At 66.2% G+C, this 14275-nt stretch carries 15 protein-coding genes and 1 pseudogene; 8 read left to right on the top strand and 8 right to left on the bottom strand.

Features of this window, described 5'->3' with window-relative positions; all coding sequences use genetic code 11:
• The first annotated feature begins 4 nt into the window (after window positions 1-4).
• Entirely contained in the window at window positions 5-1147 is a 1143-nt protein-coding gene (locus tag KY499_RS16455) for an Mrp/NBP35 family ATP-binding protein (protein ID WP_219885856.1), read from the top strand.
• A gap of 56 nt (window positions 1148-1203) precedes the next feature.
• Here KY499_RS16455 and KY499_RS16450 read toward each other — a convergent pair whose 3' ends face one another.
• From KY499_RS16450 to sigE, 3 genes are all read right to left on the bottom strand, one after another.
• Window positions 1204-1599 (bottom strand): Sec-independent protein translocase TatB, encoded by a 396-nt coding sequence (locus KY499_RS16450; RefSeq protein WP_123255745.1) that lies wholly within the window; start codon window positions 1597-1599, stop codon window positions 1204-1206.
• An 81-nt stretch (window positions 1600-1680) separates the two neighbouring features.
• On the bottom strand, window positions 1681-2493 hold the full coding sequence (locus KY499_RS16445) for a hypothetical protein (RefSeq protein ID WP_219885855.1): 813 nt from the start codon (window positions 2491-2493) through the stop codon (window positions 1681-1683).
• A gap of 364 nt (window positions 2494-2857) precedes the next feature.
• The gene (sigE, locus tag KY499_RS16440) at window positions 2858-3493 is read right to left on the bottom strand and encodes an RNA polymerase sigma factor SigE (RefSeq protein ID WP_123255743.1); all 636 of its coding nucleotides are present in this window, start codon (window positions 3491-3493) and stop codon (window positions 2858-2860) included.
• Between the two features lie 247 nt (window positions 3494-3740).
• Here sigE and KY499_RS16435 point away from each other — a divergent pair, with 247 nt between their 5' ends.
• Window positions 3741-4373 (top strand): O-methyltransferase, encoded by a 633-nt coding sequence (locus tag KY499_RS16435; RefSeq protein WP_123255742.1) that lies wholly within the window; start codon window positions 3741-3743, stop codon window positions 4371-4373.
• A 105-nt stretch (window positions 4374-4478) separates the two neighbouring features.
• Here KY499_RS16435 and KY499_RS16430 read toward each other — a convergent pair whose 3' ends face one another.
• The 4 genes and pseudogenes from KY499_RS16430 to KY499_RS16415 all read right to left on the bottom strand — a co-directional run bounded on the left by KY499_RS16430 (window position 4479) and on the right by KY499_RS16415 (window position 7349).
• Window positions 4479-4658 carry a DUF3117 domain-containing protein gene (locus KY499_RS16430; RefSeq protein ID WP_123255795.1) on the bottom strand — a complete coding sequence of 60 codons (180 nt, stop codon included), beginning with the start codon at window positions 4656-4658 and terminating at the stop codon, window positions 4479-4481.
• A gap of 232 nt (window positions 4659-4890) precedes the next feature.
• Window positions 4891-6141, bottom strand: a complete 1251-nt coding sequence (locus KY499_RS16425; RefSeq protein WP_219887051.1) for a hypothetical protein — start codon at window positions 6139-6141, stop codon at window positions 4891-4893.
• A gap of 98 nt (window positions 6142-6239) precedes the next feature.
• Window positions 6240-6599, bottom strand: a complete 360-nt coding sequence (locus KY499_RS16420) for a DivIVA domain-containing protein (protein ID WP_123255741.1) — start codon at window positions 6597-6599, stop codon at window positions 6240-6242.
• Between the two features lie 35 nt (window positions 6600-6634).
• Window positions 6635-7349: pseudogene (locus tag KY499_RS16415) on the bottom strand (TIGR00730 family Rossman fold protein).
• A gap of 291 nt (window positions 7350-7640) precedes the next feature.
• Between KY499_RS16415 and KY499_RS16410 the strand changes: the two are divergent.
• From KY499_RS16410 to KY499_RS16395, 4 genes are all read left to right on the top strand, one after another.
• Entirely contained in the window at window positions 7641-8396 is a 756-nt protein-coding gene (locus KY499_RS16410) for an amino acid ABC transporter ATP-binding protein (protein WP_219885854.1), read from the top strand.
• A 58-nt stretch (window positions 8397-8454) separates the two neighbouring features.
• A complete protein-coding gene (locus tag KY499_RS16405; protein WP_123255739.1) occupies window positions 8455-9339 on the top strand; it encodes a glutamate ABC transporter substrate-binding protein in 885 nt (294 codons plus the stop codon).
• Window positions 9340-9437: 98 nt separating this feature from the next.
• On the top strand, window positions 9438-10088 hold the full coding sequence (locus KY499_RS16400; protein WP_123255792.1) for an amino acid ABC transporter permease: 651 nt from the start codon (window positions 9438-9440) through the stop codon (window positions 10086-10088).
• Window positions 10085-10957 (top strand): amino acid ABC transporter permease, encoded by an 873-nt coding sequence (locus tag KY499_RS16395; protein ID WP_123255738.1) that lies wholly within the window; start codon window positions 10085-10087, stop codon window positions 10955-10957. The genes KY499_RS16400 and KY499_RS16395 overlap by 4 nt, the downstream gene beginning before the upstream one ends.
• A 71-nt stretch (window positions 10958-11028) precedes the next feature.
• Here the strand turns inward: KY499_RS16395 and dapE are convergent, their stop codons facing one another.
• A complete protein-coding gene (dapE, locus tag KY499_RS16390) occupies window positions 11029-12195 on the bottom strand; it encodes a succinyl-diaminopimelate desuccinylase (RefSeq protein ID WP_123255791.1) in 1167 nt (388 codons plus the stop codon).
• 105 nt (window positions 12196-12300) lie between these two features.
• Here dapE and dapD point away from each other — a divergent pair, with 105 nt between their 5' ends.
• Together dapD and KY499_RS16380 are read left to right on the top strand one after the other, a co-directional pair.
• Entirely contained in the window at window positions 12301-13314 is a 1014-nt protein-coding gene (dapD, locus tag KY499_RS16385; RefSeq protein ID WP_123255737.1) for a 2,3,4,5-tetrahydropyridine-2,6-dicarboxylate N-succinyltransferase, read from the top strand.
• 55 nt (window positions 13315-13369) lie between these two features.
• Window positions 13370-14224: a hypothetical protein gene (locus tag KY499_RS16380; protein WP_123255736.1), complete on the top strand. Its 855-nt coding sequence runs from the start codon at window positions 13370-13372 to the stop codon at window positions 14222-14224.
• Window positions 14225-14275 lie beyond the last annotated feature (51 nt).

The following is a 14275-nucleotide window of genomic DNA, read 5'->3' as shown; positions in this document are numbered from 1 at the left end:
ACGCATGAGCACCCCGCCGCACAGCACGCCCCTGGCGCAGGCCGTGAACGCGGCCCTGGCGACCGTGATCGACCCCGAACTTCGCCGGCCCATCACTGAGCTGGGCATGGTCGAATCCGTGGCGGTCTCCGCCGAGGGCACGGTTCGGATCGCCGTGCTCCTGACCATTGCCGGCTGCCCCCTTCGCGGCACCATCACTGCCGACTGCGAAGCTGCCCTGTCCGCCGTGCCGGGGGTTACCGCCGTCGACGTCGACCTGAAGGTCATGAACCAGGCGCAGCGGGACGCCCTCAAGGAGCAGTTGCGCGGCGCCGGCGGCCAGCGCGGCATCCCGTTCAACCAGCCGGGCTCGCTGACCAAGGTCTTCGCCGTCGCGAGCGGCAAGGGCGGTGTTGGCAAGTCTTCCGTCACGGTGAATCTCGCCTGTGCCCTGGCCGCGGAGGGCCTGCGCGTCGGGATCGTCGACGCCGATGTCCACGGGTTCTCCGTCCCGGCACTCATGGGCATCACGCAGTCTCCGACCCGGGTGGATGACATGATCCTTCCGCCGGTGGCGTACGGGGTCAAAGTAATTTCCATCGGCATGTTCGTCGCCGGCAACCAGCCCGTCGCCTGGCGGGGCCCGATGCTGCACCGCGCCCTGGAGCAGTTCCTCACGGATGTCTATTTCGGCGATCTGGACATCCTCTTCCTGGACCTGCCGCCGGGCACCGGCGATATCGCTATTTCGGTGGCGCAACTGCTGCCGCAAGCCCAGATCCTCGTCGTCACCACGCCGCAGGCCGCCGCAGCCGATGTGGCCGAGCGGGCCGGGGCGATCGCCACCCAGACGGGCCAGAGTGTGGCCGGCGTCGTGGAGAACATGTCCTACCTGGAGTTGCCCGACGGCAGCCGGATGGAGCTGTTCGGCAGCGGCGGCGGCGCGGTCCTGGCCGACCGCCTTTCGGCCACCGTGGGTGCCGATGTGCCGCTGTTGGGACAGGTCCCGCTGGATATCCTGCTCCGGGAGGGCGGGGACGCGGGGGTTCCGTTGGTGCTGGGGCGTCCCGAAACACCGGCAGCGCGGGCTTTGTCCGGCATTGCCGGCAGAATCGCCGCCGTGCCGCGCGGCCTGACCGGGATCCCGCTCGGGCTGCAGCCGCGCTGAGCCGCAGCCGCGCTGGACGGCGACGCCGGTGCCTGAGTGCGGCTCCCGGGCGGCGTCTACGTGGCTTCTGAGTCGAACGGGGCCGGCTCACCGGCTGGCAGTCGCTCGATCGCCCGGGCCGGGCGCTGTTCCGCTGTGGCCACAGCGGCGGCCACTGTGGCCACAGCGGACGGCGCACCGGGGCTCACGGGCTTGGTGTCATCTTCCAGTAGCGCTTCCTTGATGATGCGCCGCGGGTCGTACTGCCGCGGATCGTATTTCTTCCAGTCAACGTCGTCGATGTCGATCCCGACTTCGTCCTTGATCTGCTCGCGCGCACCGGAGGCCATCCGGCGGACTTCCTTGACGATATTGGCAAGTTTCTGGGTGTATTCAGGCAGCCTGCTGGGACCGATCACGAGAAGTCCGATGATCAGCAGAAGTAAGAACTCCGGTCCGTTGATTCCAAGCACTTTAGGAAGATTACCCTCTCAGTCGCGCCTGCGACGACTCTGCGGGCCCCGTGCGTCTGCCGGGTCGGGGCGTTTAGCGCATCAGGGGAACAGCAGCCCCAGCAGCCGGCCCAGTCCCCGCTCCATCCGGACCGGGATGTCGGCCCCCGCATCCGGCTCCTCCGTGCCGGTGGCGCCGCTGACTGGTGATTCCATCAGGGCCGCAATGGCGTCGTCAGCCTTGTCCGCGGAGAGATCCGAAACGTAGGTGAAGATTGCGGTGTCGGTCCGGTAAATGGCCTGGTAGGGGGCGGCCGCGTTGACCCAGAGGAGTCCGTCCGGGACTGGAATCCTGCCCGGTCCCGCCGGAAGGAAATCGCCCGGCTCGGCTGCTACGAATCCGTCGGCCGCGGCGGTGTGGCCGGTCAGGATGTTCTCCGGCGGCAACGCGGCGGACAGCAGGGACCCGGGCGGCTGCTGCAGCGTGGCCGTTCCGGTGGCGTGGGGCACCGGTGTGGCGTGCTGCTCCAGGACCGTGGCGAAGTGCCGGCCGTCGGTGAGCCGCAACTCCACGAGGTTCGCGCCGGACACTACGGCGCTCCTGGCCCAGATCACGTGGAAGCCCAGTTCCCGAAGGTCGGGACAGGTCCAGCCGAGGGACCGCAGGACCGACAGTTGGCCGGCGGTGAGCGCTCCGGCCGGGGTGAAGTCGGGCCTGCCGCCCATGGTCCAGCCCCCTGCCGGCCCGGATGCGATCTCCAATCCCTGCGCTGACGTCAGGGGGCCCGGGGTTGCCGCTTGCCGTGAGAACAGGGCGGCCTGCGCGTCGTCCAGCCGTGGTTCGGCATCGCCACCCATCAAGTAGGTGGTGCCGGCCAGGAGCGTGACGGCGGCAGCAGCCCCGCCCGTCACCATGCCGGCCTTCCGGATCCCCGGCCGGTGTCCACGCCGCCCCAGTCGGGATCCCCGTCCCGTCAGGGGGTTCCGCGCTGAGGGTTCCGACGCTGGCAGACTGGCCAGGTGCTCCGTGCGCGCGAGGAGCCGCGCGGTCAGATCATCACTCGCCGCAGGAATGGCCGCATCTCGCAGGCGCTGCAAATACTGGCGCTCCCTGTCCTGCTGCGCACGGCAGCCAGCACAGCAGTCGAGCGTGCCGGAAGCGCTGCCTGCCCGCGGCAGCGTCTTCGCGGCGCCGCGGGTTCGGCCGTGCGGGGCACTGTGGCGCGAGTACCTGCACCGTGACCGTCCCAGCAGGCGGTGGAGCCAAGTCATCACGGTTTCAGAGCAGGCCAGCGATGCGGGGCAGCTTCAGCCGCGGCTTCAGCGAGGTCTTGGCGGCCTTGTGCGGGCGGGGGTCGCGGTGGGCCAGCTTTTCACGGAGCATTGTCCGGCCACGATGGATCCGGGAGCGGACGGTCCCCAGCTTGATGCCCAGCGCAGCGGCCACCTCGTCGTAGGAGAGCCCCTCAACGTCGCAGAGAACGACGGCAGCCCGGAAGTCCGGCGGCAGCGCTTCCAATGCGGCCTGGACATCCAGGTCAAGGTTGTTGAATTCGAAGCTCTGCTCCGGGCCGGGCTCGCGCCCGGGGATCCTGGACTCCGCGTCGTCGGCGAGGGCATCAAAACGGATCCGGCTCTTTCGCCGTGCCTGGTCCAGGAACAGGTTCGTCGTGATCCGGTGCAGCCACCCGTCCAGTGTGCCCGGCTTGAAATTCTCCAGTGACCGGAAGACCCGGACGAAGACTTCCTGGGTGAGGTCCTCGGCGTCGTACTTGTTGCCGGTCAGCCGGAAGGCGAGACGGTAGACCTTGGCAGAGTGGTTGGCGACCACTTCTTCCCACGTCGGCCGTACCCATTCTTCCGCGGCCGCCGGCCGGGATTCTTCAGTTACCGGGACAGGTGCCAGAACCGACATCGTCCGCTCCCCTCGTGGATGATTCCTATGCTTGGATTATGGCCTGCAGTGTGCAGGGTCCTGCACCCTATATTCGACGCCGATCACCCAGCGGATGAGCGGATCACCATCATTTCAACTCTTGCTGTGAGTTTCCTGACCCGGCCCGTGCTTCCGCCCGGCCACGGCAACCCTGCCTCACGGCCGGGCCCCGCCGGACACAGTACGCTGTAAGGAACACTCCCCTGCCGCCCAGAAAGCGAAACAAATGAGCGCCGATAAGTCCACGAGCTGGTCCTACGCAGAAGATCTGCCTGCCGAGGATGAGGTCCTGTTGCACGCGCGCGAAAGGTCCTTCGAGCTGGGCGTCACCCCGATCGGACCGGGGGTCGGGGCGGTACTGACGGTACTGGCGGCAGCGTCGAAGGCGCAGACCGCGGTGGAGATCGGAACCGGGGCAGGAGTATCGGGTGTGTGCATCCTGCGCGGGCTGGGTCCCCAGGCTGTCCTGACGACCATCGACGTCGACGTCGAGCACCTGAAAGCCGCACGGGAAGCGTTCCATGAGGCGGGCAGCCCTGCCAACCGCACGCGCACTATTTCCGGGCGGGCCGGCGACGTCCTGCCGCGTCTGACGGACGGCGCCTACGATCTCGTGTTCATCGATGCTGACAAGCCGAACTATCCAAGCTACGTCGAGCAGGCCATCCGGCTGCTCAAGTCCGGCGGTCTGCTCGTCGTCAACGACGCCCTCGATAAGGACCGCGTCGCCAATCCCGCGGCCCGCGAAGCCACCACGGCGGTGCTCCGCCAGATCGGGAAGTCCATCCGCGACGACGACCGCCTGGCATCGGCGATGCTGCCCACAGGTGACGGGCTGCTGATCGCTGTCAAGAAATAGCAGCACGCGGCTCCGTGCCGCCGGCCAGGGCCATTGCGTTCCCGGCAGCCAAAAAAGCGGGGCCCGCAGCTGTTCAGCTGCAGACCCCGCCCCCGGACAAAGCTCTTAGGTATGAAGCTGCTCTGCGACACCCATGAGGCAGTCCTTGAGGTTCTCCGCTTCGGCAGCATTAAGCTCGACCACAAGCCGGCCTCCGCCTTCGAGCGGGACCCGCATGATCAGGCTTCGGCCCTCTTTCGTCACTTCCATAGGTCCGTCGCCGGTGCGTGGTTTCATAGCCGCCATAAGGAATTTCCCCTCCATCAGTCCCGTGACATACCAGCCCGGCCGGGCTGCGTCCGCTTGGTCAATCAAGCAGCCCGGCCGTCTCCGTGGAGTCCGCCCCGGCTGAAAAATCAGTCTGCTTCTTGTCCTTGCTTAGGAACCATTATCCCGTATCCTCCCGCCCGGAGCTAATCGTTGGACTTTCCCGTGCGCCGCGCAGAGTCGCAAACACAGTCCCGAAAGGTGCTTCGCATCACGGCGGATAGTCGCCGCCGCCGGGCAACTGCGCCCACGCCCACAGCCAGACAATCCAGACAATCTGAAGCAGCACGAACATCACAACAACCGTTGAGCGGTACGCCCGCGACCGCGAAACCAGGACGGCGCCGAGCGCCAGCGGAAATAACGGCAGGAGCATCCTGAAGGTACTGGTCTGGGGGTGCAGGAACACGAGCAGATAACCCACGTAGCAGCCACACCACAGCCGGAGCTCAAGCCCCAGCGCCGCCACCGGGCGGGACATCAGCAGCAGGGCGAAAGTTGCGACCAACAGATACGGGGCGATGAGGCCCAGCGCGGGACCAAAGAGCAGCGTCCCGGTCTCGAACCACGGTTCGAACGGCACCAGGCCACCACCCCGCCAGGCGGTCTCCGTCTTGGTGTACGCCGCGATGTCGCCGGTGGCCGCCCAGGCGATCAGCGGCCACAGCAGGGCCGCGGCACTGCCGACCGCCGTGAGTACGGCGAGTTGCCAGAGCTGGGCAGCGCTGTGCGGAACAGTGCGGCCCAACATCGTGCTCTGCAGCTTGGTGCGGTGCGGCGCCGGCTCGGTCAGTTTGGCCGCGGCCAGTGCGCCGGTACCGCGGCCGGCGCGGAACTGCCAGAGCCTGGCCAGGAAAAGCAGCACCATCATGGCCGCGAAGGGAACCCCGGTGGGACGGGACAGGCTCATCAGCACCACAACAGGCATGGCCCACAGGTACCGGCGCTGGATCACCAGCAGCAACGCCGTGCTGAGCAGGAGCACATTCAGGGACTCCGCGTACGGCACCTGCAGGACCGCTGAGACCGGAAAGGTGGCAAAGAACGCTGTTCCCCACAGCGCCGCCGGGTGCCCGGCCCTGAGCCGGAACAAGCGGTATACGACCAGGGCCGCACCGAGTCCGCAGACCATGGCGATGACCGTCAGCGACCACTCCGGTCCCGTTCCGGTCACTCCTGAAAGCACCCGCCCCAGCGTGGGAAATAGCGGATAGAAGGCCCAGGCGTTCTCCTGGACCTGACCGGCAGCGTTGACCGGCAGGACCGCCGGGTAGCCGTTCCGAAGGGCCTCGCCGTACCAGCGCGCGTCCCAGATATTGATGAAACTCCAGTAATCGGGCCGGGCCTGGACCCACGGATTAATGCCCTGGTGCAGGGCCGCGGCCATAAAGATCAGGGCACTCACCAGCCGCGCCGCGAGATAGATGCCGCTGACGTGGACCCACCACGGCCACAGGGTCATGCGTGCGCGAATTTCCGGCAGACGGAGTCCTGCGTTCACTCCCACGGCGATCCGGTTCCCCAGCGTTTCGGGCACCGTTTCCGGATCGTTCCCGGCTGTCACTGACGCTGCTCCGAGGGCGGGTGGAGCTCTGCCAGGGCCTCCCGCAGCCGGTCGATTTCGCTGTTCTTTGCGGCAATCTGGTCGCGCAACTCGTCCAGAACCTGGTCGACCTGGTCCATCCGGTACCCGCGCAGTCCGACGGCGAAACGGAGCCGGTCGATGTCGGACGGCGCTGCCGCGGCGGGCAGGAGGACTGGCGGCAGAGAGGCCACGGGCTCGTCAAAACCGTCCGTGAAGGCCCCGCGCCCCCGCTTGGCGGTGCGCCGCCGACGGAAAATTTTCGACGTCGGGCCTGCGCCAAGCAGGCCGGCCGCGCCAAGCAGGGCAATAGCGAGGAATACCAGGAAGAGACTCACCAGACCATCGTGCCAGATCGACGGAGCCGGACGGATCAGGCCCGCGTGCCGTTGTTGCCGACGCCCGAACCGTTGGGATTGTGGTGGCGGGCGGCGCCCTCGACGACGAGGGCCACTGCGTGTGACGGATCGTCAACGACCTGGATGAGGTCAAGATCCTCCAGAGACACCATGCCCTCCGCCACGAGGGTGTGACGGATCCACTCCACCATCGGACCCCAGAAGGCCGTGCCGAGCAGGACGATCGGAAACGATGTCACCTTGCGGGTCTGGACGAGGACCATCGCTTCGAAAAGCTCATCGAGGGTTCCGAGGCCGCCTGGCAGCACGATGAAGCCTTGCGCGTACTTGACGAACATCGTTTTCCGGGCGAAGAAATAGCGGAAGTTGATGCCGAGGTCCACCCACTGGTTCATGCCCTGTTCGAACGGCAGCTCAATGCCAAGTCCCACAGAAACACCGTTGCCTTGAACGGCGCCCTTGTTGGCGGCTTCCATCGATCCCGGGCCGCCGCCTGTGATGACAGCGAGTCCGGCTTCGGCCAGCTTCCGGCCAACCTCCACACCGAGTTCGTAGTTCGGACTGCCTGGCACCGTTCGGGCGGACCCGAACACGCTGACAGCGGGCCCCAAGGTCTGCGAGCGCACCAAACCCTTCCACGAACTCGCTTTGGATCCTCAGGACCCGCCACGGATCAGTATGGACAAACTGGCCCGGGCCCTTGGTGTCCAGGAGCGTCTGGTCCGACATCGTGACACTGGCCTGTTTGCGCCGCAGCTCAAGCGGGCCTTTATGCCGGATGCCATTGGGGGTTTCGCGGGTTTCCCGCGCGGGTTTCCCGGCGGGATCTTGGCCTGGCGTGGGCTGCGGGTCGCTATTCATCCCCATAGGCTAGCGCGGAACACCGGCCCGGACCGTCCGGCGCGGCGTTCCGCCCTCGCGGTTTTGTGCTCGCTGACCTGCAGGTATCTCTTGGATCACGATCTTCTAAATCGGACGTGATTGGGGTCATATCGGCCTGAAGTTCGCTAGATTCGTATTATGACTACTAAAGTGCCCGGCGACGCGCTCGTCTCCCTGAATGCCGTGAATAAGCACTATGGCCAGCTTCACGTACTCAAGGACATCAATCTCCACGTCCGCAAGGGCGAAGTCGTTGTTGTGATCGGACCTTCAGGGTCCGGCAAATCCACTCTTTGCCGCGCCATCAACAGGCTGGAGACGATCGACGACGGAAGCATTTCCATCGACGGCAAGGAATTGCCTGCAGAAGGCAAAGACTTAGCCAAACTCCGGGCCGACGTCGGTATGGTGTTCCAGTCGTTCAACCTGTTCGCGCACAAAACAATTCTGGAAAACGTCACGCTCGGGCCCATCAAGGTCAAGGGCGAAGCCAACGCCACGGCCGACAAGGAAGCCATGACGCTGCTGGACCGCGTCGGCGTCGGGCACCAGGCACCGAAACTTCCGGCCCAACTCTCCGGCGGCCAGCAACAGCGCGTCGCCATTGCCCGGGCCCTGGCCATGAAGCCCAAGGTGATGCTTTTCGACGAGCCCACCTCGGCACTCGACCCGGAAATGATCAATGAAGTCCTCGACGTTATGATCCAACTGGCCAAGGAAGGGATGACCATGATTGTGGTCACCCATGAAATGGGCTTCGCCCGCAAAGCCGCGGATCGCGTTGTCTTTATGGCCGACGGTGAAATCATCGAGGACGAAACTCCCGAGGAATTCTTCACCAACCCCAAGACGGACCGCGCCAAGGACTTCCTGTCCAAGCTGCTGACCCACTAGTCTTTCCGTTTTTTTAACCCCGGCCGCCGCGAGGCGGCCGTCCAATGAAAGGAATGTCATGAAGGCATTTATGACCCGGCGCAAATCCCTGCTGGTTGCGGCAACTGCAGCCGTAGCCCTGAGCCTGAGCGCCTGCGGCGGCGGCACGACCACGGGCGGCAATCCTCCCGTAGCCGAGAAGCCGAGCTTCGCTGCCGATACCACCATGGCCAAGCTTTCATCAGCCGGCAAGATCACCGTCGGCACCAAGTTCGACCAGCCCCTCTTCGGCCAGAAGGGCCTCGACGGCAAGCCCGTCGGGTTCGACGTCGAAATTGCGAAGCTGATCGCCGGAAAGCTGGGCATCCCCGCAGACAAGATCGAATGGGTTGAGACCGTCTCGGCCAACCGCGAGGAGTTCATCAAGCAGGGCAAGGTCGACATCATCGTCGCGACCTACACCATCAACGACAAGCGCAAGAATGAAGTCGACTTCGCCGGACCGTACTACGAAGCCGGCCAGGCGCTGATGGTGAACAAGGACAACACGACCATCACCAAGCCCGAGGACGTCACGGGCAAGAAGGTCTGCTCCGTCACCGGGTCCACCCCCGCCGGCACCATCGTCGATAAGTACAACGCCGAGCTCGTGCCGGCCGCGACCTACGCCGCCTGCCTCGAACCGCTGCGCAACAAACAGGTTGAAGCGATCACGACCGACAACGTCATCCTCGCCGGGTTCGTCGACAAGGAGCCGGAAGCCTTCAAGCTGGCCTCGGACGAGACCTTCACCAAGGAGCCCTACGGTATCGGCCTGAAGAAGGGTGACGACGCCTTCCGGACCTGGATCAACGATCAGCTCGAGGAATTCGCCAAGGACGGCGCGTACGAGAAGGCCTGGGCAGATACGGCCGGCGCGGTCATTAAGACTGCCCCGAAGCTGCCTGAGATCAACCGCTACTAGCCAGATGCAGCGGCTGCCGGTGACTGCGTCCAACGCAGCACCGGCGGCCGCCGCTCTCGTCTTCCGCTCGACCCCCCTCAACGCAGCTGAAGGACCCTATGGACGTCATCCTTGAAAACCTCCCGGCTTACTGGGAAGGATTTCTTCGAACCCTGTTTCTCGCCGTGGTCTCCGGCATTATCTCCCTGGTCATCGGCACCCTGCTGGCGGCGGCCCGGGTCTCACCGGTCGCCGCGCTACGCGGGTTCAGCATGTTCTACGTCGAAATCGTACGAAACACCCCCCTCACCATTGCCTTCTTCTTCGCGGCGATCGTCCTGCCGCGTCTGGGGGTGACGTTCCAGCAGTTCGAAGTAGCCGCGATCATCGCCCTGAGCGCCTACACCTCGGCGTTCATTGCAGAGGCCGTCCGATCCGGCGTCAACAGTGTCCCCGTCGGCCAGGCCGAAGCCGCCCGCAGCATCGGTATGAGCTTCGGGCAGGTGCTGTCCTTCATCGTGCTTCCCCAGGCGCTTCGGACCGTAATCCCGCCGCTGATCAATATCCTGATCGCGCTTGTGAAGAATTCTTCGGTTGCCGGTGCCTTCTTCGTCCTGGAACTGTTCGGCTATGGCCGGCAGCTGGCGAACTCCAACAGCGACCAGGTCCTCTGGGTGCTGACCGGCGTCGCGATCTTCTATCTGCTCATCACGGTCCCGCTCGGCGTCCTTGCCGCCCGGGTTGAACGAAAGGTGGCGATCGCCCGATGACGTCTGTTCTCTACGATGTCCCCGGGCCCAAGGCCCGCCGCTTCTCACTGATCGCGTCCATAGTCGGCGCGCTCCTCATCGCCGGCCTGCTGGCGCTGGCCATCGTGACCCTCGCCACGCAAGGTATCTTCGAAGCGCGGCGCTGGGAGATTTTCGGCAACCCCAATGTCTGGAAACTCATCGGCGACGGCCTCGGCGCCACCCTGACAGCGGCTGCCGTCGCCGCCGTCATTGCCTTCCCGCTCGGACTCGTCATCAGCCTGCTGCGGATTTCGCTGGTCCCGGCCATCCGCATCCCCATCCGGGTGGTCCTCGAGTTCCTGCGCGGCATGCCCGTTGTCCTGATGATGTTCTTCGTCCTGCTGGTGTTCGGGACGAGTTCCTACGTCGCCGTCGTCGCCGGACTCGTGCTGTATAACGCAGCGATCTTCGCGGAGATCATTCGTGCCGGCGTCCAGTCGCTGCCCAAGGGCCAGCGCGAGGCCGGCCTGGCGATCGGCCTGACCAGCTTCCAGTCCCGGCTGTTCGTTGAGCTGCCGCAGGCCATCAGGCGGATGCTGCCCTCGCTTGTGGCCCAGCTCGTCGTGCTGCTTAAGGACACCTCGCTGGGTTACATCGTGGCGTACGGCGAGCTCCTGCGTGCCGTGCAGGTCATGGCAGACTTCCTCGGCCCGCAGTTTCTCTTCCCGATCTTCTTTGTTGCCGCTGCCGTCTACATCCTGATCAACCTGGCCGTCTCCCGGCTGGCGATCTGGATTGAACGGCGGGGCTCGAAGAAGGCCGCCGGCGGCGTGGTCCACGCCGAGCTTGAGCCTGACCTTGACGCTCCCAACGACCCGCTGACCAAGGACAAACCGGGCGCCAAATAAAGCCCGCTGCACAGCTACAGATAAGGTCCGGAACCCCTCGGGGTTCCGGACCTTATGCGTTTCCTGCCGCGTCAGGCGGTGAGCCAGTTCCGCAGCGCCCGCAGGCACTCGCGGATCGCGTCGGCCTCGACGTGCTCGTTATCCTTGTGTGCCAGCAGCGCGTCGCCGGGGCCGAAGTTCACAGCGGGGATCCCGAGTTCGCTGAATCGGGCGACGTCCGTCCAGCCATATTTGGGTTTCGGTTCGGCTCCGACAGCGGCCACGAAAGACGCGGCGGCGGGGTGATTGAGTCCCGGCCGCGCTCCGGCCGCGGCGTCGGTGCGGACGACGCCGAAGCCTGCCAGCAGCTCCCGGACATGGGCCTCTGCCTCGTCCGGGGTCTTGTCCGGTGCGAAGCGGTAGTTGATTTCGACGACGCACCGGTCCGGAATGACGTTGCCCGCGGTGCCGCCGTTGATCTTCACGGCATTAAGGCTTTCCCGGTAGTCGAGTCCGTCCACGCTGATGGTCCGCGGCTCGTAGGCGGCCAGGCGGGCGAGGATCGGGGCGGCCGCGTGGATGGCGTTGCTGCCCATCCAGGCCCGGGCCGAATGTGCTGCTTCGCCGAGCGTGGTCGCCTGAAACCGCATCGTACCGTTGCAGCCGCCTTCGACCGTCCCGTCGGTGGGCTCAAGCAGGATCGCAAAGTCGCCGCCGAGCAGCGCCCCGTGATTGCGGACCAGCCGGCCCAGGCCGCTCTTGACCGCTTCAACCTCCTCGTGATCATAAAAGACGAACGTAACGTCCTTGCCGGGTTCCGCGCCGCCGTCGAACAAGCCCGCGGCGAGCGCCAGCTGCACCGCGACTCCGCCCTTCATATCCGTGGCGCCGCGGCCATAGAGGACGCCGTCGCCAGGTGTGCCGGAGGGCCAGAAGGAGGGCACCGTGCCCAGCGAACCTTCCGTTACCGGCAGCGGCACGGTGTCGAGGTGCCCGGCCAGGATAACCCGTTCGGGACGGCCCAGGCTGGTGCGGGCGATCATCGAGTCACCGTCGCGGACCAGCTCCAGCTGCGGAATGGCGCGGAGCGCGAGCTCCACGGCGTCGGCCAACTCCTTTTCGTTGCCTGAGACGCTGTTGATGTCGATCAGGTCGGCGGTGAGCAGGGCGACATCCTTGCGGAGGTCCAGGCGGGCGGGCACACGGGAGGCGGGGTTCGGGGCAGTCACGGTTCCACTGTATCGGCTGGCCGGCTCCATTGACCCGCTGCCGCGGGCAGTAAACGTCAGGGACATCACACCCGCGAGCAGTCACGTAAGCGTCCCGGTTACAGCGCGCGCGGACGCCCTCGCTAGAATTGGGCCATGACTGAAACTGCTGCTGCTTCCGCTGTGCCCGCCGACGCCCGCTCCGCTTATGGTTACGGAGTGGCCACCGTGTCCACCCGCAACGGTGAGGCCACTGTCCTCGATGTCTGGTTCCCGGCGCCGTCGCTCGGCACCGCCGCCGCGACCCTCGCGGACGTGGCCAACGCCGACCAGACGCTGCTTGACATCGCTGCCACCGGCGCAGACGAGGACCGGGGCACCGAACAACAGGTGATCTTCGTGCAGATCCAGCTCGACGAGGCGCCGGCGGACACCGCGGATGCCTACCTGCGCCTGCATTTGCTCTCGCACCGCCTCGTGAAGCCCAACAGCATCAGCCTCGACGGCATCTTCGGCAAACTGCCCAACGTGGTCTGGACCAACTTCGGCCCCGCTGCCGTGGAGGACTTCGAACTGACCCGGGCGCGCCTGCGTAAGCGCGGCGCCGTGACGGTCTTTGGCGTCGACAAATTCCCGCGGATGGTCGACTACGTGGTTCCGTCCGGTGTCCGCATCGCCGACGCCGACCGTGTCCGCCTCGGCGCGCACCTGGCCGAAGGAACCACCGTGATGCACGAGGGCTTTGTGAACTTCAACGCGGGCACCCTCGGCACCTCCATGGTGGAAGGCCGCATCTCCGCCGGCGTTGTTGCCGGTGACGGCACCGACGTTGGCGGCGGCGCCTCAATCATGGGCACCCTTTCCGGCGGCGGCAAGGAAAAAATTGCTCTGGGCGAGCGGGTCCTCCTCGGCGCCAACTCCGGTGTGGGTATCAGTGTCGGCGATGATTCCGTCGTGGAGGCGGGCCTCTACGTGACCGCCGGGACCCGGGTCCGGGTTGTGGGACCCAGGGACGCCGATGGCGAGGACACCACCCGGATCGTCAAGGCCGTGGAACTCTCCGGGGTCCCGAATCTGCTCTTCCGCCGCAACTCCACGACCGGTGCCGTCGAGGTCCTGCCCCGCCAGGGCCAGACCGTTGAATTGAACGCGGCGCTGCACGCCAACTGACGCCCAGACGTCAAGGAAGTGAGCGGCCCGGGAGGGCCTGAGGGAAAGAAGTCTCGTGGCCCGTAGAGGGAGCTGGCGCCGACGCATCGTGCTGTTGCTGACGGCCGCCCTGGCAGCGGCAGGAGCCGGCACGGCGGCGGTGTTCCTGCAGCGGTCGGAAACCCTGATCACGGAAGGCTGCACCGCCGTCGCCGGCGGCTTGAGCGCCGAACTGGCCACCGACCAGGCCGCCAACGCCGCCCTGATCACCGCCGTCGCGGTCCGGCGGGAACTGCCCGCGCGGGCGGCGAGCATCGCGCTGGCGACCGCGCTGCAGGAATCCAAACTGCGGAATATCAGCTACGGGGATCAAGCGGGCCCTGACTCGCGGGGGCTGTTCCAGCAGCGGCCGTCGCAGGGCTGGGGTTCCACGGCCCAGGTCATGGACCCGTACTATGCGAGCAACGCCTTCTTCGACGCACTGGTCGAAGTTCCCGGCTACGAGTCCCTGGAAATCACCGTCGCCGCCCAAGAGGTCCAGCGTTCGGCGTATCCTGCTGCCTACGCCCGGCACGAGGCAACGGGCCGGGCATTCGCGTCGGCGCTGAGCGGCGAGACCGCCGCGGGTCTGGACTGCTCGCTCCGGACAGCCGACGCCGCAGGGGATCCCGGCGCGGTAGGGACCAAACTGACAGCGGCACTCGGCGACCTGCCGTTGACGGCGGACGGCCGGTCCCTGCTCGTGGACGCACAAGGCAACCTCGCCTGGGCGGTGGCGCAGTGGGCGGTGGCCAACGCAAAGGCACTGTCCATCACCGGTGTGGAAGTGGACGGACGCCGGTGGAATCGCGACGCCCGCACCGGCTGGGAGCCGGCCCCGGGGCCCGCAGACCAGGTAAGAATCACGGTCTCGGACGCTACAGCCGGCTGACCGCGTCCGGAACGTCCGCGACCGTCCGGACGCACGTGGCTGGCGCCGTCA

The organism is Arthrobacter sp. PAMC25284, from assembly GCF_019443425.1.
Lineage (GTDB): Bacteria > Actinomycetota > Actinomycetes > Actinomycetales > Micrococcaceae > Arthrobacter > Arthrobacter oryzae_A.
The sequence above is the reverse complement of the archived record's forward strand: the minus strand, read 5'-3'. Positions and strand labels throughout refer to the sequence as shown.

Excerpts from the sequence above, each read along its gene's own strand:
- KY499_RS16455 (WP_219885856.1), top strand. The coding sequence starts at position 5 with ATGAGCACCCCGCCGCACAGCACGCCCCTGGCGCAGGCCGTGAACGCG.
- KY499_RS16445 (WP_219885855.1), bottom strand. The coding sequence starts at position 2,493 with ATGGTGACGGGCGGGGCTGCTGCCGCCGTCACGCTCCTGGCCGGCACC.
- sigE (WP_123255743.1), bottom strand. The coding sequence starts at position 3,493 with ATGTCGGTTCTGGCACCTGTCCCGGTAACTGAAGAATCCCGGCCGGCG.
- KY499_RS16435 (WP_123255742.1), top strand. The coding sequence starts at position 3,741 with ATGAGCGCCGATAAGTCCACGAGCTGGTCCTACGCAGAAGATCTGCCT.
- KY499_RS16430 (WP_123255795.1), bottom strand. The coding sequence starts at position 4,658 with ATGGCGGCTATGAAACCACGCACCGGCGACGGACCTATGGAAGTGACG.
- KY499_RS16425 (WP_219887051.1), bottom strand. The coding sequence starts at position 6,141 with ATGACCCTGTGGCCGTGGTGGGTCCACGTCAGCGGCATCTATCTCGCG.
- KY499_RS16410 (WP_219885854.1), top strand. The coding sequence starts at position 7,641 with ATGACTACTAAAGTGCCCGGCGACGCGCTCGTCTCCCTGAATGCCGTG.
- KY499_RS16405 (WP_123255739.1), top strand. The coding sequence starts at position 8,455 with ATGAAGGCATTTATGACCCGGCGCAAATCCCTGCTGGTTGCGGCAACT.
- KY499_RS16400 (WP_123255792.1), top strand. The coding sequence starts at position 9,438 with ATGGACGTCATCCTTGAAAACCTCCCGGCTTACTGGGAAGGATTTCTT.
- KY499_RS16395 (WP_123255738.1), top strand. The coding sequence starts at position 10,085 with ATGACGTCTGTTCTCTACGATGTCCCCGGGCCCAAGGCCCGCCGCTTC.
- dapE (WP_123255791.1), bottom strand. The coding sequence starts at position 12,195 with ATGGAGCCGGCCAGCCGATACAGTGGAACCGTGACTGCCCCGAACCCC.
- dapD (WP_123255737.1), top strand. The coding sequence starts at position 12,301 with ATGACTGAAACTGCTGCTGCTTCCGCTGTGCCCGCCGACGCCCGCTCC.